We start from the raw sequence: 21,362 nt of genomic DNA, 5'->3' as shown, positions 1-21,362 counted from the left end.
GCGATTTGTATCACCGGGATTTTCGCGGGCTGTAACCATAAAAACTCAAGGGGGTATGAGTTCAAGTCATACCCCGCAAATCCCCTGTAGGAGCGCGCTTGCCCGCGACCGCGATGTGCCTGTAACAAATATGTCGGATGACACACCGCCGTCGTCCGGATGCGGCCCAGACCAAGCGCGCTCCTACAAGCAAAGGATGCACTATGCTCCCAGAAAGTTATCCACAGGGAGCTGGCCCGCGATTATGCTGACCACACTCAAAACCTGGCTGCAGAAAATCCTGCATCCGGTCGCCAAGGTCCTGTTCGATGACGGTGTGCGCGCCATTCACGTGACGCTGTGCGCAGGCCTCATTTCCATCGCGGTCGGGGTACTGGTCGCGGCCTTTGCGTGGTACCCCTGGATGTTCCTGCTGATTCCGGCCTGGCTGCTGATTCGTATGCTGTTCAATGCGGTCGAGTCGGTGCTCGCCGGAGAGTTCGGGCAGCAGTCGAAACTGAGCACCTGCGCCCGCGAACTCAGCGTCGTGGTGACTGAAACCGCTCTGTTCTTGCCGTTTTCAGTGATTCCCAAGGTCAGCCTGCTGCTGGTCCTGCTGGTGACCCTGCTGTCGATTTTCAGTGAGTTTGCCGGGTTGCTCGGCCCCGCCATAAAGGCCTCCCGAAGACGCGACGGGCCTATGACCAGCGATATCCGCATGCTGTGTTTTGCCATTTTCGGCGTCGGAATCGGCTCCGGCCACGTGCTCACCGCACCGATCAACATCGCCATGGCGGTGATGGCCATCCTGCTACTAGTGACGATTTTCAACAGGATCAAGCGCGCTGTGGCCGAGGTCACCAGGCCAGTCGAAGCGGCTACTCAGAAGGCTTATGCACAGGAGTGACCCGCACTGTTTCAACAGCTTTACACACACCCTGCAAACAGCTTATCCACAGGCGAATTTTACCCTTTGAATATCGACGCTTGACCTGAAGTCGCATTGTGAAGAAATATTATGAGCGTAATTTTTATTCAGCACAGGTCTCCAAGTCTTTTGCGAGCAGAAGTCTACGCTTCCCTCCATTGTCGATTTTTCCTTCAGGAGTGCGCACATGAGTAACTATGACGTTGTCATCATTGGCGGCGGCCCGGGCGGCTACAACGCAGCCATTCACGCCGGCCAGAAAGGCCTGAAAGTCGCCTGCGTCGAAGGCCGTGAAACCCTGGGGGGCACATGCCTGAACGTTGGCTGCATCCCGTCGAAGTCCTTGCTGCACGCCTCGGAGCTGTATGAAGCAGCGGTGGGCGATGAATTCAAGAAGCTCGGCATCGAGGTCACGCCCACCTTGAACCTTGGGCAGATGATGGCGCAGAAGGTCGAAAGCGTGACGGGCCTGACCAAGGGCATCGAGTTCCTGTTCCGCAAATACAAGGCCGACTGGATCAAGGGCTGGGGCCGCCTGGCAGGGCCCGGAAAGGTCATCGTCAAGGACGCCAGCGGCGCCGAAACCGAGCTGACCGCCAAGGACATCATCATTGCCACGGGCTCCGAGCCCACGCCGCTGCCGGGTGTGACCATCGACAACAAGCGCATCCTCGATTCCACCGGCGCGCTGTCCCTGAGTGAAGTACCCAAGCACCTGGTGGTGATCGGCGCAGGCGTGATCGGGCTGGAGCTGGGCTCGGTGTGGCGCAGGCTCGGGGCCAAGGTCACGGTGGTGGAGTTTCTCGATCACGTCGCCCACGGCACTGACCTGGAAACCGGCAAAACCCTACACCGCTCGCTGTCCCGTCAGGGCATGAACTTCAAGCTCAGCTCGAAGGTGACGTCGGCCGTCTCCAGCGAAACGGGTGTCAGCCTGACCGTCGAGCCTGCCGCAGGCGGCGAAGCCGAGGTGATTGAAGCGGACTATGTGCTGGTGTCCATCGGCCGTCGTCCGGTGACGAAAGGTCTGGGTCTGGAGACGGTCGGGCTGGAAGTCGACAAACGCGGCGTGCTCGCCAACAAGGGCCATCGCACGGCCGTGGACGGCATCTGGGTCATCGGTGACGTGACCTCCGGGCCAATGCTCGCGCACAAGGCAGAAGACGAAGCCGCGGTGTGCGTGGAGCGCATCGTCGGCAAGAAAGGCGAGCTGAACTACAACCTGATTCCCAACGTGATCTACACCCGGCCGGAAATGGCCAGCGTCGGTAAGACCGAGGAGCAGTTGAAGGAGGAAGGCCGCGCCTACAAGGTCGGAAAATTCCCGTTCAGCGCCAACAGCCGGGCCAAGGTGAATCACGAAACGGATGGCTTCGCCAAGGTGCTGGCTGACGAGAAGACCGACGAGATTCTTGGCGTGCATCTCGTAGGGCCGAGTGTCAGCGAGATGATCGCCGAGTATTGCGTGGCGATGGAGTTTGCCGCCTCGGCCGAAGACGTGGCCCTCACCTGCCACCCTCACCCGACCCGCTCCGAGGCTCTGCGCCAGGCAGCGATGGGCGCAGGTGGGCATACGACGCAGGCTTAAAGGCTCCTGCTCACCGTAGCAGCACGGCTTGCCGGCGGGGGCGGCCTCGAGATCGCCCCCGCCGGCAAGCCGTGCTGCTACGGACGTATTAGCCGCTAAACCGGCAAATGCCCCAGCGGCAGGGGCGCTTGCGACTTGAGCGTGCGTATCGCGAAGTTGCTGCGGATGTCCCGCACGCTGGGCATTTTCAACAGGGTTTCGGTGAGAAAGCGGTCGTAGCCGCGCAAGTCCGGGACCACCACATGCAGGAGAAAATCCGACTCCCCCGACACCAGATGGGCCGCGATCACCTCAGGCAATGCCGACACCATCTGATGAAATTTCTGCGCTTCATCTTCGTGATGACGGTCGACTTTCACACCGATGAACACCGTCATTCCGAGCCCCAGTGCGTCGGCATCCAGGGTGGCCTGGTAGCCGCGAATCACCCCCGCCTCCTCCAGATGCCTCACCCGTCGCAGGCAGGGCGACGCTGACAGACCAATTTCATCTGCCAGTTGCACGTTGGTCAAACGACCATCCCGTTGCAGGGCGTTGAGGATCCGTCGGTCATAGGCGTCAAGCTTGGGATTTTGACTGGTTGGCATATCTGGAACCTTTTCAGCGTCAGCTTTGGCAGAAGATGCCAATACTAGGCGCCATCAGGGTCAAGCACGCAAGCACCTGCCCTGCCCTTGAGCCGTAGAATTTTCTTCCATCACCTGACCCCGGAGCTGGAAAGATGGAAGGTATCGCGCTGTTTATCGTGGCCCTGTCGATGATCATGCTGGTGCCAGGGCCGGACATGATTCTGTTGCTGCAAACCGGCGCCCGCCATGGCCGCGCCAAGGCCTTTGCCACCGCGCTGGGCCTGGCCGGGGCGCGGGGATGCCACGTGGCGCTCGCCGCATTGGGCCTGGCGGCGCTGTTCAAGGTGTCACCCTGGACGTTCGAAGCGGTACGCATCATCGGCGCGGCGTATCTGCTGTGGCTGGGCGTCAAGATGTTCAAGCCTGGGGCCATGGACCCGAGTGCGTCCCAGGGTGCGGACGCACGCCATATCTCCTGGCAAACGGCCGTAGTGCAAGGCCTGCTGACCAATCTGCTCAATCCCAAGGCGCTGCTGTTCTGCTCTGTGCTCCTGCCGCAGTTCGTCAATCCGGCAGCCGGCCCGGTGACTGCGCAATTTGCCGAGCTGGGGGCGATCCTGTTGGTCGTGGGCCTGTCGTTCGACAGCGTCTACGCCATGGCAGGAGGCTGGATTGGCCGCTGGATGGCTCGCAGCGCCACAGCGCAACGGGTCCAGCAATGGCTGTTTGGCAGCCTGCTCATCGGCTTTGCCGTGCGTCTGGCGTTCATCCAGCAGGCGTAGCAACATGCCCGGAAGTACTTTGGCGATCTGCCAGTAGTGCCCTGAAACGATTTTTTCTTTTTTTTGCGAACAAGATGCCGAGATTGTTATCTGTTTGTTGGTAATTTGCGTTCGGCAAGGATTGGGAAAGCGCACTTCATCGTGCAGGAAAGCACGGCATTTCTTCAGAGGCTTCACCTTATGAATCGCAGGAATCTCCTGAAAGCTTCCATGGCGCTGGCAGCCTATAGCGCGCTACCGGCTTCAGGTCTCTACGCGGCACGCGCGCTGGCTGCAGCAGCCGATGGCGACGCCGAGCATTTCGATTTCAAAACCTTGCAGGACCTGGCCAAGCAAATGGCTGGCAAGGCCTACGTCAGCACCAAGCAGAATCTGCCGCCGACCCTGGCCAACATGACGCCGCAACAGTTCAACGCAATCAAATACGACGCCGGTCATTCCCTGTGGAACGACGTCAAAGGCCAGCTGGACGTGCATTTCTTCCACGTCGGCGCAGGCTTCAAGACGCCGGTGCGCATGTTCAGCGTCGATCCTGCGACCCAGCAGGCGCGGGAAGTGCATTTCCGTCCCGAGCTGTTCAACTACGAAGCCAGCCGCATCGACCAGACCCAGCTCAAGGGCGACTTGGGTTTTGCCGGCTTCAAGCTGTTCAAGGCGCCTGAGATCGCGATCAACGACATCCTCTCGTTCCTGGGCGCGAGCTACTTCCGCGCCATCGACAGCAACAAGCAGTACGGCCTGTCGGCGCGGGGCCTGGCGATCGACACCTATGCCCACAAGCCCGAAGAGTTTCCTGACTTCACCAAGTTCTGGTTCGAGAAACCGACCAAGGACGCCACCCGCTTCGTGGTCTACGCGCTGCTCGACTCGCCGAGCGCGACCGGTGCCTACAAGTTCGACATCGATTGCCAGGCCGACCGCGTGGTCATGGACATCGACGCGCACATCAACGCCCGCGCCGACATCGAGCAGTTGGGCATCGCGACCATGACCAGCATGTTCAGCTGTGGCACTCACGAGCGCCGCATGTGCGACACCATTCACCCCGAGATCCATGACTCCGACCGCCTGGCCATGTGGCGCGGTAACGGCGAGTGGATCTGCCGCCCGTTGAACAACCCGGCCAAGCTGCAGTTCAACGCCTTCGCCGACAAGGACCCCAAGGGTTTCGGGCTGGTGCAGACCGACCACGACTTCAAGACCTACCAGGACACCGTCGACTGGTACCACCGTCGTCCAAGCCTGTGGGTCGAGCCGACTACCGCTTGGGGCGAGGGCTCCATCGACCTGCTCGAACTGCCGACCACGGGCGAGACGCTGGATAACATCGTGGCGTTCTGGAACCCGCGGGATCCGGTGAAGGCCGGCATGTCGATGAACTTCGGCTACAAGCTCTACTGGAGTCCGCTGCCACCGGTGAGCACACCGCTGGCGCAGGTTCACGCTACGCGCTCAGGGATGGGCGGCTTCATCGAAGGCTGGGCACCGGGCGAGCATTACCCGGACGTCTGGGCGCGGCGCTTCGCCGTGGACTTCAACGGCGGCGGTCTGGATCGCCTGCCCGAAGGCTCCGGCATCGAGCCTGTGGTGACTGTGTCCAACGGCAAGGTTCAGGATTTCAACGTGCTGGTACTGCCGGACATCAAGGGCTTCCGCGTGACCTTCGACTGGTACCCGACCAACGATTCGGTCGACCCCGTGGAAATGCGCATGTTCATCAAGACCGGCGACCGCACCCTCAGCGAAACCTGGCTGTATCAATACTTCCCGCCAGCGCCTGACAAGCGTCGGTATACCTGATTTACGGGAACACCCAGAACCCGTAGCAGCCGGGCTTGCCCGCGGGAGCGATCTTGAGGACGCCCCCGCCGGCAAGCCGTGCTGCTACGATCTGTGTAACAAAAATGAGTCATAGCCAACCTGGCAAACCGGCCTTTTGTTATCTCGATAACCAGCGTCAAATTTCCAGCCATCAATAAAATCAACAGCTTATAAATCCAAGAAAAATCAGCTCATGAATTCTGTCCGAATATTTGACGAATTCATTGACAGCCCGCGCCCCGAAGGCTGATATATCCCTGTCACGCCGTTTGAATGGACCTTTTTCGGCGGTCCCCTCCCGTCACGGTCGTGCAACGAACAGTGTTTTTTCAGACGCCATCGCCGGCCCGTTCCGAACGCGATCAGCGGTAGCTTTGCCTTCTTCGCGCCACCTGCACCGATCTTTCCTACTCCAGTGCTCCCGAGGGGCTGTGTCCATGATGTCGACCTCACCTGTTCACGTCGAAAAGCCGTCGATCCTGTCATTCGACAAATCTACCGCCATCGTTCTGGTTGCGATCAGCCTGATCTTCGTCGAGACCTTTTCCGGCGCCCTGCGCTTCTATCTCGACCAGGCTGGCCTTTCGGTGCTGCTGTACGGCCCCAAAGTCGCGTGCCTGGTGTTCTTCGCGCTGGAGCTGCGCAGTTTCAAGGCCAGCCCCGCAGTATGGCTGAGCTTTCTGGTGCTGCTGCTCTCCGCGGGCTGGGGCATGCTCGGCGGGGCAACCGTGAACAACTTTGCCTTTGCCCTCTACGGCATCAGCCCATTGTTGTTCGGCCTGGCCTGTGGCGACCAGATCATGCGCCACAAGCGCCTGTTCATGTGGGTGATCGCGCTCGCGCTGATGGCATCGCTGGCGGGTATCGTGCTGGACAAATACACCGCCCTCCCTTGGAAAGGCTACAGCTACACCGTGGGCGGCACCGAACTGAGCGCCAACACCTCGTGGGCCGCTGAAGACATCGACCGCCCTGCCGGCTTTGCCCGTATTTCCAGTGCCCTGGCAATCATCATCGCGATCTTCAGCCTGTACCTGATGGCCACGCTGCGCTCCAAAACCCTGATACTGGCGGTCTGCGCCATGGGTCTTGGTGGCATCATCCTGACCACCAGCAAGGCGCCGGTACTTGCTTTCGCTGGCGCGGTAGGGCTGATGATGATCACCCGCCTGCACTGGACCGCCCGCGGCTTCATCGTGTTTGCCGTACTGCTGGGCATGTCATTGCCGTTCATGGCCATGATGTTCGACTTCGACCCCAACAAGATTTCCACCGGCGACTCGCTGTCCTCCCTCTACGATCGCCTGGTCAACACCTGGCCCAACGTCATCAGGGCCTTGACCCACGAAGGCCGCGCCTACACGGGCGCAGGCTTCGGGCTAGTGGGCAGCGCGGTGGCAGCGTTCCCGGTTCCCGGCGCCGACATCTTCATGGTGTCCGACAGCACTGTGGTCTACCTCTGGGCCATCTTCGGCATCGCCGGCCTGTTCCTCTACTCGCTGCACATACCACTGTTTTTCGTACTGGCCCAGACCAACACGCGTTACGGGCGCGCCATGCTCGCCACGGGCTTTTGCATCTGCATCGTCAGCTGGACCACCGACACGCTGGAAGTGACGCTCGCCAACCTGTTCCTCGGCATGGCCATCGGGCACGCAATGGCGGCGAGGTCGCGGGCTCACATCACCGCCCCAAAGCCCCATGAGCGTGCCCAGTGGAACGGCCTGCCAGGCTTGAGCTGACCATGAGTGGATTTGGTATTGGCCGCAAAGGCCTGTTGTTGCTGTGCTGCCTGCTCATCAACCCGCTTGTTCTGGCCGAGCCGTTCATTGTGGGCGTCGCCACCCATTCGATGAACAACACGACGCAACCCTTGCGCAGCCTGGACCTGGCGAAGTCGGCGGGGGTGACGTCAGTGCGCGATGATGGCTTCTGGTCCACCGCAGAACCTGCCCCCGGCCAGTTGCGCATCATTGCCCCGTGGCGGGCATGGCTGAGCACGGCCAACGCGCTGGACCTCTCACCCATGGTCATCCTGGGCTATGGCACCTCGTTCAACGGCAACGCCAAGCCACGCAGCGCTGCGGTGAAAGCTCCCTACCTCAACTATGTCGATTACATCACCCGCCAGTTGGGCAATCCGGTGAAGTACTACGAAGTCTGGAACGAGTGGGACATCGAGGGGCCCAAAGACCCCCGCCTGAGCAGCGACTACGTGGCGCTGGTCCGCGACGCGGCGCCCATCATCCGCAAGAACAATCCGCAGGCCAGGGTGCTTGCAGGCGCAGTCACGTCCGCCGGTATCAAGGGCGGTTTTGTCGATCGCATAGTGGCAGCGGGCGTGCTCAAGTACGCCGACGGAATTTCGCTGCACCCCTATGTGCATTGCGAGGGCCACGACCGCAACACACCGGAGAGCTGGATCGGCTGGATGCGCAGCGTCGACCACGACATCAGCAGCAAGGCCGGCAAACCGGTTCCCCTGTACCTCACTGAAATGAGCTGGCCCAGCCACGAAGGCACCTGCGGCATCAGCCCGGTACGCCAGTCGGCGTATCTGGCGCGGGCCTATTTCCTGGCGCGCACCCTGCCCAATATCAAGGGCATGTGGTGGTACGACCTGATCGACGACGGCAAGGTGCGCGACGAGCAGGAACACCATTTCGGCCTGCTCAACGTCGATCTGAGTTCCAAGCCGGCGTACTCGACCCTCAAGGCGATCACCCCTTACCTGCGTGACTTCAACTACGTCCCCAGCGAAAGCCTGCAGGCCGATAGTGTCTACAAGCTGGTGTTCAGTAACGGGCGCGAGCGGATCATGGTGGCCTGGGCGACGGGTCGCCCGCGTGAGGATCGCATCACCGCAACCGCGCTGAACAACACTCCGCTGCGCATGCTGGATACGCAAGTGCCGGACAAGGGCATGCTCGACTCTGGTCAGCGCTGGACCTGCACCGGCGACCAGTGTGCAGTGCCCGTCACCCTGACCGAGTTTCCAAAGATTTACCGGCTAAACCCCGGCGCTTGAGCGGTTCGCACGACAAAAAACCCGCCTGAATCGATCAGTGCGGGTTTTTTTTGGTATTTTTGTCGGACGATTCGCAAAATAGTGGCATTACGACATACCACAGACATTTCCGGCTGTTAGGCTGGACGTCTTTTTGAAGCGCCCGGAACGAGGGAGTGTATGGGGTTTCGACGCGGATTCATCGGCGGTTGCCTGCTCTGCCTGCTCGCATTGCCTGTGCTGGCTGGCCCATATGTGGCCGGTGGCGCGCAGTGGAAGCCCTATGCCTTCGAGGATGAAAACGGTCACCTGCAAGGGGTGTCAGTCGATATCGCGCGACGGATCACCGAGCTGGCAGGGCTGGACGTCACCTTCGTCACCTACCCGGTCAACCGCCTGCAATCGATGCTGCAGAAGGGCGAGATAGACATCAACTACGCCGACGCGCTGATCTGGAACAGCCCTGAAGAACAGAATCATTACCTGTTCTCCAAACCCTACTCCAGCGTCAACGAGCACCTCTACTTCCTCGCCAACCACCCCGGCGCGGATCAAACGATCAAGCAGATGGACCACCTCACCATCGGCACAGTCCGTGGCTACACCTACTGGGCACTCGACCCCGCCTTCAACGGCCACCGGCTCACCCGCCTGGAAACCTCGCAGGACGACGCACTGCTCAAGCTGCTGCAAAGCGGCCGGGTCGATGCGGTGGCGATGGTCGATGACATCTTCGACACCCTCCTCGTCACCAGCCACCTCAACCCCAGCCTCTTCCGCCAGGGCCCTCAACTCAGCGAAGCGCCACTGGTGTTCAAGCTCCAGCCCCAGCTTGCGCAGTGGTTGCCACGGATCAATCACGCTATCGACACGATGCGCAGCAGTGGCGAACTGGAGAGGATCAGGGGGCGGTATTTGCAGGTGCCTAAACAGGCCGCACGCTGATCGTCCACACTCACCGGTTCTCGTAGCAGCATGGCTTGCCAGCGGGAGCGACCTTGAGGCCGCCCCGCCGGCAAGCCGTGCTGCTACGGGACCGACACGCAAAGCCCCAACATCTCCCGCGCAATCCGGTCGGCGTCCACGAAAGCTCGAGAATAGCTGCCCGATGACGGCACATAGTGGTTGTAGTAGGTCGCGCCTTCGACGATCGGGCCGGTTATCCACAGATTGGGCTGGGCCCTGCCCTCTCCGTCGACACTCACACCCTGACCTTCGCCATTTTGGCTGTGGATAATTCCACTGGCTTTGAGCTGGCGGATGATTCCTGGCAGCGCGGGTGCGTCAGGCCCGGTGACATGGGCTACGACGATGGCGTCGAGGACGGTATGGCTGCCCTCGCTGTCCACAATCGACGTCTGGCCCGTGTGCGCGTTGTGCATAACTTTCGAGCCATGTACCCACCTCAGTATCCCCGCCTCCTCTAGCGCCAGCAGCTCCTGATGCCGCTCTTTCTGGGGCCCCGCCACCAGACGATTGACCAATGGCGCGTACTCCTCGAAGAAAACCCGATGGGAATTCGCACTCAGGCCTTTGTTATCCACAACCCTGCGCAATTGTTCACGACAACTTCTCCATACTTCCGCAGCGGCCTTGATCGGGCAGCGATCCAGGCCGGTTTGGCTTTGCAGCAGGTCTGCTTCGATGAAACTGCGCATCCACTGTGGATAATTCTCAATCGGTGGCTGCAGGGCCCGAGAATTGAAAAGGCTCTCTGGCAACATCGGCGCGCTGAAGCGCTGGGCAAGCTCTTCAACCTTGGCCGCCAGATCTTCCAAGAGGAACGCGGTCATGATCTGCGACTTGATCTTGAGCCCGGATTCCCCGGCCTGCTCTGCAACCATCCCGAAGTATTCGGCGTACATTTCCGCCTTGATGAGCGGCAGCACCTGGGCTTCAAAATCCAGGCCCTGCGGGTTTTGAGCGCGCAGATCAGCGACGGCCGACAAGGTGAAAATCAGGGCAGTGCCGCCCGCCCTGTTCGGGGTAATGTCGGGGCGCGTGCGATACGGCAGCCCGCTGCGCGAATACATGAACACCTGCGGTTCTTCACCCGACGCAATGTATCGCAAGCCATCAGGGCCATGTTCGAAGCGCCCCGCGCGTCCGACTGTCAGCCCGGCGATGGCGTCCATCGCCGAGAGGCCCAACCCTTCGACGCCGACCCGGTCTGTGGATGAAATACCTTGCAGGGAAAGCGGCTGTGGATAAGCCTGCAGACGACGGGTTTGGCCTGTGGAGTGTTCAGCGATAGCCGGCGCCCGAGCATGCCCGACTGTCAGTAATAACCAGTCGACTGCATGTCGATGCCCCCCCGTTGTGGACAGTACATAGCCACCCCAATCGGTGTGCTCGATGTTATCCACAGTCCGGGCGACATGGTTGATCCGCACTTGCTCGGGCAGCGCCCTGATGATCTCTTCATAGGTCCAGGCAAGGTATTCACCCAGCCACTGCCGGGGCAGGAATTCATTGGGCTGGACCACCCTCGCAGGCTTGAAGCGCAGGCACCACTCGTAAAAATTGGGCCCCTGACGCCCATTGAAACCGCCCAAGGCTGCCTGATCGGGAAACATGGAAATCTGCGATGCAACCGTGTTGAGCATCAGGTACTCGGGCTGTTCCACCGAATGCAGGCCCGGCCCCGGCCGGTGCGGATCGAACACGCTGATCTCGATACGCCGCTGAGTTTTTTCCGCCAACGCGCACAGCCGTTCAAGCACCGTCAGCCCGCGAGACCCGCAACCCACGATGCCGATTCTGACGGCGGGCTTCTCTCCTGATTTATCCACAGGCCATTTGTCAGCAAACACCTCATCCAGGCGAAGCTTGGTGGTCAGTTCCATCTGAGGGTTTCTCCGAAGAAGGAGTCGATGGCGACGGCTCGTGAATCGGCCAGCGCTGTGTCGACGATGAACTTGCTCAAGGCCAGGTCCAGCACCCCAAGGCCGAACGGCGAAAAGATCGACGGCTTGTGCGGATCCAGCGCGACCTCCCCACGAATCAGGCCTGCCAGCGTGCCGTTCATGAAATCCCGGTTGCCGGTCAACTGCTCGGCCAGATGGGGCGAGGTGTTAGCCTTCATGCAGTGCTCGATGTCGTCACACAGGTTGTTGGACGCCAGCAACAATTGTGGTGCGATGTCCCGCAGGGAGATGTTGAGCACTACCTGGCCAGGGCGGAAGCTCATTGGCGGCTGTACATAGGGCTCGCCTGCCGTTGTTGCAAAGATCACCAGATCGGCGGCCAACGCCTCGTCCAGTGATCCGCTACGGGCTGTGCATAAGTCGGTCTGCTCGATATAACCGGTGAGCGCCCAGCTTGATGCCTCGTCGAAATCGTGGACCACCGCATGAGCGATTTCCCAACCCTCCACCGCCAGCATCCGCGCAATATTGCGGGCAATCACCCCTGCACCGATGAATCCTACCGTTGCGGCCCTGCGGGACTGACCATTGAGCCAGTAAGCCCCTGACACCGCCGACGCCGCTGTTCTTACAGCGCTGATCTGCGCGCCTTCAAGGCAGGCATAGGGGTAACCGGTGTCACGATGGTTAAGGATCACCACCGCAGAAGCGCGGGGTTTGTGCTGCGCGACGTTGCCCGGAAAGCTGGAAATCCATTTGATCCCGGCGACCGCCTCTTCACCTTCCAGCGATGCGGGCAACGCGATGATGCGGTTGGCGGGCTGCTGTGGGAAACGCAGGAAATAGCTGTCGGGGTTCAGGGTCTGGCCGTCGTGATGTTGCAGGTACACCTGCTCGACGCGGGCGACCATGGTGTGGGCCTGGGCGTCGAGAATATCCTTGATGACCGCGCCCGGAATGACATGGAAATCAGACATTGAGCGCCTCCCCTTCGAAAGTGTGCACATAGTTTTTCAGGTAACGGCCGATGGGCTGCGAACCCAGCGCGGCAAGCTCCGCGCGACCGAACTTCTGCATCACCCATTCATCGTTGTAGATGGTTTCCAGATAGCGCTCGCCGGCGTCCGGAGAGATTGCGACCACCACGGCGTCCTTGGGAATCCCCAGCGACGGCGCCGCCAGACCGGCTACCACGGTGCCGGTCGATCCGCCCGCCAGGACGCCGTTGGACTTGGCCAGCCAGCGGCACATGGCAACCGTCGCGCGCTCGTCCACGACCTGCTGTTTGTGCAGATGGGTGGCGCGAAAGATCGGCGGCATCTGGCTCGATCCCAGCCCCGGAATGAAGCGCTTGCCCGGCGCCTGGCCAAAGGTCACGGAGCCTGCGCTGTCTACCGCGATGATCTTGGTGCGCGGCGAATGCTTGCGGAAATACTGCACACACCCCATCAGCGTGCCTGTAGTCCCGGCGCCAACCACCAAGTAGTCCAGGGCTGGAAAGGCGATGTGAATCGACCGCGCGGTGGTCTGTTCGTGAGTCAGCGCGTTCGCCGGGTTGCTGTACTGATTGAGCCACAGGTAGCGCGGGTCACGGGTGACGGTGTCGCGGATATAACGAATGCGGGTGCCCAGATAGCCGTCGTTGTCATCACGTTCGGTGACGATCACGATCTGCGCGCCGAACGCTTCCATCATCTTGATGTTGTGCAGATTGGTGTTGGGATCGACTACGCAGCAGAACTTGTAGCCACGTTCGGCGCAGATCATGGCCAATGCCACGCCGAGGTTGCCGGAAGATGACTCGATCAGCACGGTGTCGTTGTGGATAAGTCGTCGCTCGGCGTAGGAATCGATCAGTCCGATGGCAGTTTTCATCTTGATCGAGCCGGCCGGGTTGCAGGACTCAAGCTTCAAATGCAGATTCTCGAAGCCCAGCCCTTTGAGACGGACAAAGTTCGAATCGCCGACGATATGGGAGATGAAATTCATGGGCGGGCCTCGGCACGTGCCGGTTTCGGCATCCTTGGGTGAGCCACCACGGGCGCCAGTTGCCGGGGTTGCGTCGCCAGCAAGGCATCGGTCAGTTGCTGGGCGCGCAACGCGACCATGGAGAAGGACTGCGCATCGCTGATGCCATGGGTCCTTTCCGACGTGCCGTTGGCCAGAATCTGTACGCCTTCGCTGTGTTGCAGGCTCACGCGGTACTGCCGATCCACGGCCAGGCTGCCGTCTTCATCGCGCACCAGCCAGGGCTGCAGCAATGTCAGCAGCGGCGGCACCGCCAGTTGCTCGTAGCCGGTGCCCAGCACAATGCCATCGACGTACAGCGTGCTCTCAAGCCCGGTATTGCTGTCACGCAGCACCACCGAGTAGGCGTCGCCGACCTTTTCCACAGACACCACATTCGACCAGGTGTGCAGGTTCAGACGCTGATGCCCGCTGACCTCGCCTTCGTACATGAAGGAGTACAACGCCTGACTCTCATCGGCGTCGATGCCTGCGTAGTTGGTCGAGCGAATCTCGTCGAACACCTTGCTGCGGCGGGCCGGCTCCAGTTGATGGAAGTAGTCGACCTGCTCCGGCAGGAAAGCCATGTTGGGAAACTGGCCCAATTGCCCGACCCGGAAACCGACCCCGCGATGCACCGAATGCACCTGGGTGGTCGGCGCGGCGCCCAGCAGGTGCGCGACCGCCTCCCCGGCGCTTTGCCCGGACCCCAGCACCAGCCATCGCTGGGCAATCGGCCCGCCGCCCAGATGGATGTTCTTCAGGTACTGCGAGGTGTGGAACACCCGGCCGCCGAGATGGGCGCTGAATGCCTCGGGAATTCGCGGCAGGCTGCCGTGGGAAAGCACCAGGCGCTTTGTGCGATAGGTGCCTTGGGCCGTCACGACATCAACTGCCCGCAGGATGCCTTTTTCGGCCACCGGCAGCACATCCAGCACGCCCTCGTCGTAGGCAACGTAGTCCTTGAGTTGTGCCGCGACCCATCCAATGTAGTCGGACCATTCCACCCGGCTTGCAGGACGCCCCAGCAAGCCAAATTTATACAGGCGCCCCTTCTCTTTAAGGTACATGGCGAACGAGAAGCGGCTGCGCGGGTTGCGTGGGGTCACCAGGTCGCGGAACACGTGGTGATTGATGTCGGTGCCGGAAAGCAGAAACGCGCCGTGCCAGGTTGAATCGCGCCCCTTCTCGAAAAACCGCACCTTGGCGAACGGCTTCTTGCCGTTGTCCTCGGCTTCATCTTCCAGTGCACAGGCCAGGGCGATACCGGCTGGGCCGAAGCCGACCGATATGACGTCCAGTTCCTGGCGCAGTCCCTCGTTTTCAAACTGATTCATGATGGTTCTTCCTGAAATGTTCAAGGACTTGGCGAGCCGCTCGTGGCCCGATTCAACTCAACAGACGTCGCTCGTGGACGCGCTGGCCTTCGTAGACCCACAGCGAAACCCGGGCGTGATCGTTTTCCCCATTGCTGAAACTGATGAGACCCGCGGGCGTTGTGAACTGGTCGAAACGCAGCGCGTTGAGCAGGCTGCGGCGCTGGCCGGCGGCCATTTCAATCAGCGAAAAGGCCGCCAGTGTCTCGATGGCGTAGACCGGGGCCTGCTCCCCATAAATACGTTGATAGGCATGGTCCACCGACTGCGCTTCGGGCAGGTCGCTCGCCACGGGAAAGCTCACGGCATAGACGATGCCGGTGCGCTCAATGCCCGCGACCAGCGCAGGTGAAGCAGCGTCGTCGGTGAAGAACAGCGGTAATCCACAGCCGGCAGCACGGTTTTCCACAAGGAACTGGCGGCTGGCTTTCAGGCGTCCGCAGAACACCACTGCGTCGGCATAGGAAATGTCCTTCACGATCTGCACTGTGGATAAGTCATCAACCCCATCCCTCAGCTCTTGCAGTTGCCGCTGACCGTGCAGGCTGGGGTCGGCAAACAACGCCAGCCTGCGTAATCCCTGGGCTTGGGCAAACCTCAGCAAGCGCCTGGCCAGCACACGGTCCGATGCGCAGATACGAAAGGTGGTGCTGCCTTCTTCGGTCAGCGCCGCACAGGTCGATGCCGGAAGGATCAGCGGAATCTGTGCCTGTGCATAAGTTTCCACCACTGCCGCAGCGGACTCGGAAGCGAAGTGGCCGATCACCGCATCGACGCCTGCTTCGATGAAACGCTCAGCCGCCGCCCGCCCTCCTGCTGCGTTGGCTCCGTCGTCGAAATAGAAGTGCTGCGCACGGCGAACGTTGCCGAACAGATGACTGGAGAGATAAACCCCGCGCAGAAAGCTGCGGGCGTGCAGTGTGGTGCCGACGTCCAGCGCCGCGCAGATACCCAGGCGCATCATGACAAGGCCACCTCGGCGAACCGCGAAGGACAGAACGCCTCCATGGTCGAGCGGTGCGCGGAATCCAGTGCGATCCCCGCCATCAGCCCGCCCAGCTCCGAGGCCAGCAGTTCAGCCACCCGTGGCGCCATCTTGAAACCGATGCCGCAGAACCCCGTCGCCAGGTACAGATGACTCTTGCTCGACACCCGGCCAATCAAGGGGCGGCCGTCTTCTGTGTAGGCGTCCCAGGCGATGTGCGTCGCAATCGGCAGGCTGTGCTGGCTGTCATACCCGAGCCTGGCAATGCGCTCGACGACATCCTGCTCGTTGTCCAGCACGGACAGGTTGAGCTGTTCGACACGGGCGGCGCGATGGCGACGCTGTCCGCCGACCTGCATCAGGTTGCTGCCCAATGGCAGGAGGTAAGTGTTCAGATGATGGGCGATCACCGGCATGCTCGGCGCCTGGTCACAGCTGAGCCTGGTGAACGGGATGGTGCGCGCATGCACTGCACCGTACGGCCTGGACACCGGACTGCTGGCGCCACAGGCATCGATCACCCAGGTGGCTTGCAGGTGCAGCTTGCCGGCGTTCACCTGGACTGCGCCATCCAGCTCGACGCAGTTATCCACAGCCAGATGATCGAGAAAGGTCGCGTTGCTGCGCACGTACTGGCACAGGCTGGACACCGCGATTCGCGCATCGACCATGCCGGCGTTGCGTTCGATCAGCAGGCATTCGTCCGGGCAGAACGCGGAGAACCGGCCATTGTCCAGGGCGCCCACCGAGGCGTGCAGCTCGACACTCTGTGAGCCTTCGCTGCCCACCGCGTCAAGGTACTTGCCGCACACCTCGGCACTGCCTATGTAGGCAACGCCGGTACGTTTGAGCGCCCCCTCGAACAGCGTGTTGACGATGCCGGTGCTGGCGTAATTGGCGCCGCGGCTGGTCAGCGGCCGTAGCACGGGATCCAGTTCCAGGCTGCGCACGATGCCACCGGTGTCCCGGGTCGCGCCCTGGCCGCCGCCGATGCCCTTTTCGATCAGGGCAACGTCCAGCCCGTTCTCGACCAGGGCCGCAGCGATCGAAGCCCCCATCACGCCGGCGCCGATCACGATCACATCGAAGGTGGTTTTCATCAACGTGCCTCCCGATCAGATCTCGTATTCGACGGCGCTGACGTACACCAACTGATGAAACACTTCGTTTTCGGTAAACCGGCAGTAGCGCAGGATCTGCCTGGCAAGATCAGGGAACACCGGTGCGCCGATAGCCCCGATCAAGGCCATGTAAGGCAGGATCCGCTTGCCCAGCAATTGCCGGTCGCGGGCTGCGTTGATGATGTCGGACAACAGCACCGCCAGGCCCTTCATGGTGAAGTGGTCCACGGACGTCACCTCGAACCAGCGGGCGACCAGGATCTTGATCGCGGCGGCATCGGCCGAGGTCACTTTCAGATTGTCACCGTCGACCCGCTCGCGTTCGGCCTGAACGGCCAGCTTGAGCAGCACCTCGTTGAAAATCTCTTCGCGCCAGGTGGCGAATTTCTCAACGTCGAAATCGTCGGTGTCCTGCTCCGGTGCGATCAGCGCCAGGTAGAACCGGGCGCTGTCGGTGCAGGCCTCGGCGACCAGATCCCGCGCCCAGATTGCGTAGTTGCGGCTTGTGGATAAGTTCTTGCCATTGAGGGTCAGGAACTGGTTGGTGTAGAACGTCTGGCGCATGCGGTAGCCGTGCATGGTCTGCAGCAGCGCCGGATAGACCATCATGTGGCTGAAGGCGCAGTCGTAACCCAGGAAATGCACGAGGCGGCCCTTGCCTGAGCGGCAGTACTCGTCGTATTCCCACGGCGCGTGCTTGTGCTCGTTGAGGTACTCGCGAAACGCACCCAGATACCCGGACAGTCCCATGACCCAGGTGTGAATGCGCCGGCTGCCATCGGGCTTGAGGTCCAGGCCGCCGTCATGTGGGCGGGTGATGCCCCAGTCCACCGGGCCGAGCTCGAATTCCTCATTGAGGAAGCGGCGAATGAACGGGCGCAGCGGCGTGTGCTCGAAGCTGTTTTTCAGATGGCTGCGGAAGTTGGACAGCGCCAGGAACTCACGCTCCACCGGCCTCCAGATCATGGCCGCAGAGCACAGCTTGCAGCGGAAATTGCTCATCTTCGAGGCGTTGGGCGTGTGCGCGCACTCCTCGCACTGGCTGGCGTCGGAGTCCGAACCGCAGTGATCGCAATTGCCCCGCCCAAAGGCCTCGTAACCCCACTTGTCGCAGTGTTCGCAGTAGGGTTCCTGGCTGACTTTCTTGTAAATGGCACCCGCCTTCACGGCATGCTCGTACATCTCATCAACGGCTTTCTTGAAGTAGTTGTTGCGGTACGGGCGCATCCAGAAGTCGATCTCGATACCCATTTTCTTCAGGGTATCGTTGATCTTGTCGGTGTTTTCCAGCGCCAGCTCCTGAGGCGCGCGATCCAGTTCGATGCCCCGGCGCAGCATGTAGGACTGGTAATCGTCGGAGTACGACACCAGCGTGCAGTCATGCCCGCGCTGGCGCTGGGCGCGGGTGAAGATGTCCGCCGCCAGGAATGGACCTGCCATGTGGCCGATGTGCAGATCGCCGTTGGGAGTGGGCGGCGTGATGGTGACCAGGAGCTTGCCCATTACGAAGCCCTCGGCCCGGACACATCGTGAATCGGCGCCTTCTGCATGGCGAACTCGTTCAAGGCCAGGGCTTGCTGAGCATCTTCATCGAGGAAACGGTTGGCCGAATCGCGGTCCCACCAGACCACGTAGAAGTGAAAGTCTTCGTCGGTGTCGTTCACCACGTAGTGGTCGGTGTGTTTGGGGATAGCAGCGATATCGCCCATGGTGAAGGGGTAGGTCTGATCGCCTACCACCAGCGTCGCGCTGCCCTTGATGCCGATAAAGAATTCCTGATCGATCTGCGTGTGCGACAACGACTGCGTGTGCGGGCGAACGACGCACCAGCCGCCACCGATTGGCGTTGGATAACCGTTCCAGGGCAGCAACCTGGACCCGTCCAGATCATATTCATGGACCAGTTTGTCCCAGGCCATGGGACGAAAGATTTGGAAGTCAGTCATGAAGTTCTCCTTAACCCCGCAGCATCGCTGCGCGTTGTTTTATCGGCGCCAACCCCTGCGCAATAACGCCGTTGAATGGGGAGATAAGCTGAAGAAATTCGGGGAAGGGAGCAAACAAGAAATACGCAATTGGCAGTTAAGTCTGACTTAACTCAACTTTGCTTAATCGTTAAAAATATCAGGTGTTTAAGCCGCCAATGACGGTTCAATGTTGTATTTATCAACACTGAAGCAGGACTTAACTGTCGCTATAAACAAAAACCCGTAGCAGCACGGCTTGCCGGCGGGAGCGGTGGGTCAGGTCAACATCTTCGACTGGCAGACCGCTCCCGCCGGCAAGCCGTGCTGCTACGGGTTGGGGGCAGTGCATCTCTATCGGGTAGTGAATTCCCGCTGGCTGGCGATGGCCTGGGACACCAGCCAGTCGCGGAACTGGCGGCTGGATTTGGGAAGGATCGCGGTCTCGTCGTAGACCAGGTAATACGCGATCGGCGTGTCGATCGTCGCGCGAAACGGCACCACCAAGCGCCCCGAAGCCAGCTCCTCGCGAATCAGCGAGCGACGCACCAGTGCGATGCCCATGCCCGCCAGCGCCGCTTCGATCACACCGTTCGAATCCACGAAAACAGAGCCCCGATGCACTGCCGCCTCACCGTCCTCGATCCCCACCGCCCGCAGCCACAACGCCCAGTCTTCGCGATGCTCATCGTGGAGCAGGTTGTAGTTGGTGAGATCGATAGGCGAAGACAGGTAGCGCGTGTCCGGCAGCAGGCTGGGGCTACAGACCGGCTGCAGGCGGTCGTTGATCAGCATTTCCACTTCCAGCCCCGGATAGCGCCCCAGGCCATGACGCACCGCGAAGTCGACGCCATCGCCCAGCAGGTCCACCAGGCGGTTGGTGGTGCTGATGAGCACTTCGATGCCCGGGCACTGTGCGTGAAAGTCCGGCAGGCGCGGCAACAGCCACTGCATCGCAAAGCCACTGGTGCAACTGACCGTGATGGTATTGGGGCCGTTGTCGCTCATGAGCCGCTGGGTCGCATCGCTGATCTGGCCTAGCGCCGGGCGCACCGCCCGCAGGTAGATCTTGCCTTCGGGGGTCAATTCCAGGCGCTTGGTGTTGCGGATGAACAGCGTGACGCCGACCGCCTTTTCCAGCTTGGCGATCTGCTGGCTGATCGCTGCGGGCGTGACGAAAAGCTCGCCCGCCGCACCTTTCATGCTCGAGTGACGCCCCGTCGCTTCAAAGCAGAGTAATGCGTACAGGGGCGGGAATTTCATGCAGGTCCTTGGGTTAAGAAAATCTAATGTGCTTTAGAAAAGCTCGCTTGAGCACCGCTTCAGACACTGCTCAAATCATCACACCCCGACTCGACAAGCGTCAATCGGCAAGTTTTCGGTCGCGTTTTCAATGTTGTAAAACAGGAAGGAAGTGTCATGAGGCTATCTGATTATGTTCGGTTACTTCTCCTCGCCGCGATCTGGGGAGCAAGTTTTCTGTTCATGCGGGTGGCCGCGCCAGTATTAGGCGCATTACCGACTGCATTCTTCCGGGTATTACTCGGCGCCATTGGCTTATTGGTGATTCTGGCGATACTCAATACTCGCCATGACTTTCAAGGCAAACTCAAGGCAACCATGGTGTTGGGCGTCATCAACTCGGGTATCCCCTTCCTGATGTACAGCATGGCCGCATTGATGTTGCCGGCCGGTTATTCGGCCATTCTCAACGCCACCACCCCGTTGATGGGCGTGTTGATCGGCTCCATGTTCTTCAACGATTCCCTCACGCCAAAGAAAATGGCCGGCGTGTTCATCGGCTTGCTGGGGATAACTCTGCTGACCACCACCGGCCCCGTCACATTCACCAGCACGGTGGTCATGGGCGCGCTGGCGTGCCTGGTCGCTACCAGTTGCTACGGGGCAGCCGGTTTCCTGACCCGGCAATGGATCGCTGACCAGGGTGGCCTTGACGCAAAACTGGTGGCCTTCGGCAGCCAGGTCGGTGCAACGCTGTTCCTCGCACCGTTCTTCGCCATCTCCACCACCGTCAGCCCACCGGCCAGTTGGGGTGATTCAACAGTCTGGCTGTCGCTGGCAGCCGTAGGTTTTATCTGCACGGCCTGTGCATACATTCTGTACTTCCGGCTGATTGCCGACATCGGCCCGGTTCGCTCACTCACAGTGACCTTCCTGATTCCGCCCTTCGGCGTGCTCTGGGGCGTGTTGTTCCTCAATGAAAGCCTGTCGGCTGGCCACCTGTACGGCGGCGGACTGATCTGCCTCGCGGTGTGGTTCGTCCTCAGCAAGAGCAAACCCAAGCCGGTGGTGGAAACCCAGGATACCCCAGCCACCAGCTGATTTGAAAGTTATCCACAGAGGACAA

18 protein-coding genes are annotated in these 21,362 nt (G+C 60.8%); 8 read left to right on the top strand and 10 right to left on the bottom strand.

Going from position 1 to position 21,362, the window contains the following annotated elements; translation table 11 throughout:
• The first annotated feature begins 244 nt into the window (after window positions 1-244).
• Together ACIPO9_RS03020 and lpdA are read left to right on the top strand one after the other, a co-directional pair.
• Window positions 245-886, top strand: coding sequence for a CDP-alcohol phosphatidyltransferase family protein (locus ACIPO9_RS03020; protein ID WP_400606267.1), 642 nt, complete (start codon window positions 245-247; stop codon window positions 884-886).
• A 208-nt stretch (window positions 887-1,094) separates the two neighbouring features.
• Window positions 1,095-2,495 (top strand): dihydrolipoyl dehydrogenase, encoded by a 1,401-nt coding sequence (lpdA, locus tag ACIPO9_RS03015; RefSeq protein ID WP_274132122.1) that lies wholly within the window; start codon window positions 1,095-1,097, stop codon window positions 2,493-2,495.
• Window positions 2,496-2,590: 95 nt separating this feature from the next.
• On the opposite strand, the gene ACIPO9_RS03010 is transcribed toward lpdA, so the two are convergent.
• Window positions 2,591-3,082 (bottom strand): Lrp/AsnC family transcriptional regulator, encoded by a 492-nt coding sequence (locus ACIPO9_RS03010; RefSeq protein ID WP_400606273.1) that lies wholly within the window; start codon window positions 3,080-3,082, stop codon window positions 2,591-2,593.
• A 134-nt stretch (window positions 3,083-3,216) separates the two neighbouring features.
• Between ACIPO9_RS03010 and ACIPO9_RS03005 the strand changes: the two genes are divergently transcribed.
• The 5 genes from ACIPO9_RS03005 (at window position 3,217) to ACIPO9_RS02985 (ending at window position 9,619) form a co-directional block, all read left to right on the top strand.
• On the top strand, window positions 3,217-3,846 hold the full coding sequence (locus ACIPO9_RS03005) for a LysE family translocator (protein ID WP_400778832.1): 630 nt from the start codon (window positions 3,217-3,219) through the stop codon (window positions 3,844-3,846).
• A 180-nt stretch (window positions 3,847-4,026) separates the two neighbouring features.
• Window positions 4,027-5,646, top strand: coding sequence for a glucan biosynthesis protein D (locus tag ACIPO9_RS03000; protein WP_274132118.1), 1,620 nt, complete (start codon window positions 4,027-4,029; stop codon window positions 5,644-5,646).
• 458 nt (window positions 5,647-6,104) lie between these two features.
• Entirely contained in the window at window positions 6,105-7,409 is a 1,305-nt protein-coding gene (locus tag ACIPO9_RS02995) for a hypothetical protein (RefSeq protein ID WP_337993885.1), read from the top strand.
• 2 nt (window positions 7,410-7,411) lie between these two features.
• On the top strand, window positions 7,412-8,695 hold the full coding sequence (locus ACIPO9_RS02990; RefSeq protein ID WP_400778830.1) for a hypothetical protein: 1,284 nt from the start codon (window positions 7,412-7,414) through the stop codon (window positions 8,693-8,695).
• 159 nt (window positions 8,696-8,854) lie between these two features.
• Window positions 8,855-9,619 (top strand): substrate-binding periplasmic protein, encoded by a 765-nt coding sequence (locus ACIPO9_RS02985; protein WP_400778828.1) that lies wholly within the window; start codon window positions 8,855-8,857, stop codon window positions 9,617-9,619.
• Between the two features lie 83 nt (window positions 9,620-9,702).
• On the opposite strand, the gene ACIPO9_RS02980 is transcribed toward ACIPO9_RS02985, so the two are convergent.
• The 9 genes from ACIPO9_RS02980 to gcvA all read right to left on the bottom strand — a co-directional run bounded on the left by ACIPO9_RS02980 (window position 9,703) and on the right by gcvA (window position 20,257).
• Window positions 9,703-11,520, bottom strand: a complete 1,818-nt coding sequence (locus ACIPO9_RS02980; RefSeq protein ID WP_400778827.1) for an FAD/NAD(P)-binding protein — start codon at window positions 11,518-11,520, stop codon at window positions 9,703-9,705.
• Window positions 11,511-12,518, bottom strand: coding sequence for a 2,3-diaminopropionate biosynthesis protein SbnB (gene sbnB / locus ACIPO9_RS02975; RefSeq protein ID WP_400778825.1), 1,008 nt, complete (start codon window positions 12,516-12,518; stop codon window positions 11,511-11,513). Before sbnB ends, ACIPO9_RS02980 begins: the two co-directional genes overlap by 10 nt.
• Window positions 12,511-13,530: a 2,3-diaminopropionate biosynthesis protein SbnA gene (sbnA, locus tag ACIPO9_RS02970; protein WP_400778823.1), complete on the bottom strand. Its 1,020-nt coding sequence runs from the start codon at window positions 13,528-13,530 to the stop codon at window positions 12,511-12,513. Before sbnA ends, sbnB begins: the two co-directional genes overlap by 8 nt.
• Window positions 13,527-14,885 (bottom strand): SidA/IucD/PvdA family monooxygenase, encoded by a 1,359-nt coding sequence (locus ACIPO9_RS02965; RefSeq protein ID WP_400778821.1) that lies wholly within the window; start codon window positions 14,883-14,885, stop codon window positions 13,527-13,529. The genes sbnA and ACIPO9_RS02965 overlap by 4 nt, the downstream gene beginning before the upstream one ends.
• Window positions 14,886-14,937: 52 nt before the next feature.
• Window positions 14,938-15,888, bottom strand: a complete 951-nt coding sequence (locus tag ACIPO9_RS02960) for an ABC transporter substrate-binding protein (RefSeq protein ID WP_400778819.1) — start codon at window positions 15,886-15,888, stop codon at window positions 14,938-14,940.
• The gene (locus tag ACIPO9_RS02955) at window positions 15,885-17,009 is read right to left on the bottom strand and encodes an FAD-binding oxidoreductase (protein ID WP_274132109.1); all 1,125 of its coding nucleotides are present in this window, start codon (window positions 17,007-17,009) and stop codon (window positions 15,885-15,887) included. Before ACIPO9_RS02955 ends, ACIPO9_RS02960 begins: the two co-directional genes overlap by 4 nt.
• 15 nt (window positions 17,010-17,024) lie before the next feature.
• Window positions 17,025-18,533 (bottom strand): methionine--tRNA ligase, encoded by a 1,509-nt coding sequence (locus ACIPO9_RS02950; protein WP_400778817.1) that lies wholly within the window; start codon window positions 18,531-18,533, stop codon window positions 17,025-17,027.
• Complete coding sequence (locus ACIPO9_RS02945; RefSeq protein ID WP_400606302.1) at window positions 18,533-18,976, bottom strand: cupin domain-containing protein; 444 nt, start codon at window positions 18,974-18,976, stop codon at window positions 18,533-18,535. Before ACIPO9_RS02945 ends, ACIPO9_RS02950 begins: the two co-directional genes overlap by 1 nt.
• Window positions 18,977-19,348: 372 nt before the next feature.
• Window positions 19,349-20,257 carry a transcriptional regulator GcvA gene (gcvA, locus tag ACIPO9_RS02940; RefSeq protein WP_400778815.1) on the bottom strand — a complete coding sequence of 303 codons (909 nt, stop codon included), beginning with the start codon at window positions 20,255-20,257 and terminating at the stop codon, window positions 19,349-19,351.
• A gap of 156 nt (window positions 20,258-20,413) precedes the next feature.
• On the opposite strand from gcvA, the gene ACIPO9_RS02935 reads away from it, so the two are divergent.
• Window positions 20,414-21,337: a DMT family transporter gene (locus tag ACIPO9_RS02935; RefSeq protein ID WP_274132105.1), complete on the top strand. Its 924-nt coding sequence runs from the start codon at window positions 20,414-20,416 to the stop codon at window positions 21,335-21,337.
• Window positions 21,338-21,362: the final 25 nt, after the last annotated feature.

The organism is Pseudomonas sp. NPDC090203 (assembly GCF_044746765.1).
Taxonomy (GTDB): domain Bacteria; phylum Pseudomonadota; class Gammaproteobacteria; order Pseudomonadales; family Pseudomonadaceae; genus Aquipseudomonas; species Aquipseudomonas putida_AD.
This window is presented reverse-complemented; position numbering and strand designations above follow the sequence as displayed.

What these genes read in the sequence shown, in the direction of transcription:
- ACIPO9_RS03020 (WP_400606267.1), top strand. Translation starts at nt 245, where the DNA reads ATGCTGACCACACTCAAAACCTGGCTGCAGAAAATCCTGCATCCGGTC.
- lpdA (WP_274132122.1), top strand. Translation starts at nt 1,095, where the DNA reads ATGAGTAACTATGACGTTGTCATCATTGGCGGCGGCCCGGGCGGCTAC.
- ACIPO9_RS03010 (WP_400606273.1), bottom strand. Translation starts at nt 3,082, where the DNA reads ATGCCAACCAGTCAAAATCCCAAGCTTGACGCCTATGACCGACGGATC.
- ACIPO9_RS03005 (WP_400778832.1), top strand. Translation starts at nt 3,217, where the DNA reads ATGGAAGGTATCGCGCTGTTTATCGTGGCCCTGTCGATGATCATGCTG.
- ACIPO9_RS03000 (WP_274132118.1), top strand. Translation starts at nt 4,027, where the DNA reads ATGAATCGCAGGAATCTCCTGAAAGCTTCCATGGCGCTGGCAGCCTAT.
- ACIPO9_RS02995 (WP_337993885.1), top strand. Translation starts at nt 6,105, where the DNA reads ATGATGTCGACCTCACCTGTTCACGTCGAAAAGCCGTCGATCCTGTCA.
- ACIPO9_RS02990 (WP_400778830.1), top strand. Translation starts at nt 7,412, where the DNA reads ATGAGTGGATTTGGTATTGGCCGCAAAGGCCTGTTGTTGCTGTGCTGC.
- ACIPO9_RS02985 (WP_400778828.1), top strand. Translation starts at nt 8,855, where the DNA reads ATGGGGTTTCGACGCGGATTCATCGGCGGTTGCCTGCTCTGCCTGCTC.
- ACIPO9_RS02980 (WP_400778827.1), bottom strand. Translation starts at nt 11,520, where the DNA reads ATGGAACTGACCACCAAGCTTCGCCTGGATGAGGTGTTTGCTGACAAA.
- sbnB (WP_400778825.1), bottom strand. Translation starts at nt 12,518, where the DNA reads ATGTCTGATTTCCATGTCATTCCGGGCGCGGTCATCAAGGATATTCTC.
- sbnA (WP_400778823.1), bottom strand. Translation starts at nt 13,530, where the DNA reads ATGAATTTCATCTCCCATATCGTCGGCGATTCGAACTTTGTCCGTCTC.
- ACIPO9_RS02965 (WP_400778821.1), bottom strand. Translation starts at nt 14,885, where the DNA reads ATGAATCAGTTTGAAAACGAGGGACTGCGCCAGGAACTGGACGTCATA.
- ACIPO9_RS02960 (WP_400778819.1), bottom strand. Translation starts at nt 15,888, where the DNA reads ATGATGCGCCTGGGTATCTGCGCGGCGCTGGACGTCGGCACCACACTG.
- ACIPO9_RS02955 (WP_274132109.1), bottom strand. Translation starts at nt 17,009, where the DNA reads ATGAAAACCACCTTCGATGTGATCGTGATCGGCGCCGGCGTGATGGGG.
- ACIPO9_RS02950 (WP_400778817.1), bottom strand. Translation starts at nt 18,533, where the DNA reads ATGGGCAAGCTCCTGGTCACCATCACGCCGCCCACTCCCAACGGCGAT.
- ACIPO9_RS02945 (WP_400606302.1), bottom strand. Translation starts at nt 18,976, where the DNA reads ATGACTGACTTCCAAATCTTTCGTCCCATGGCCTGGGACAAACTGGTC.
- gcvA (WP_400778815.1), bottom strand. Translation starts at nt 20,257, where the DNA reads ATGAAATTCCCGCCCCTGTACGCATTACTCTGCTTTGAAGCGACGGGG.
- ACIPO9_RS02935 (WP_274132105.1), top strand. Translation starts at nt 20,414, where the DNA reads ATGAGGCTATCTGATTATGTTCGGTTACTTCTCCTCGCCGCGATCTGG.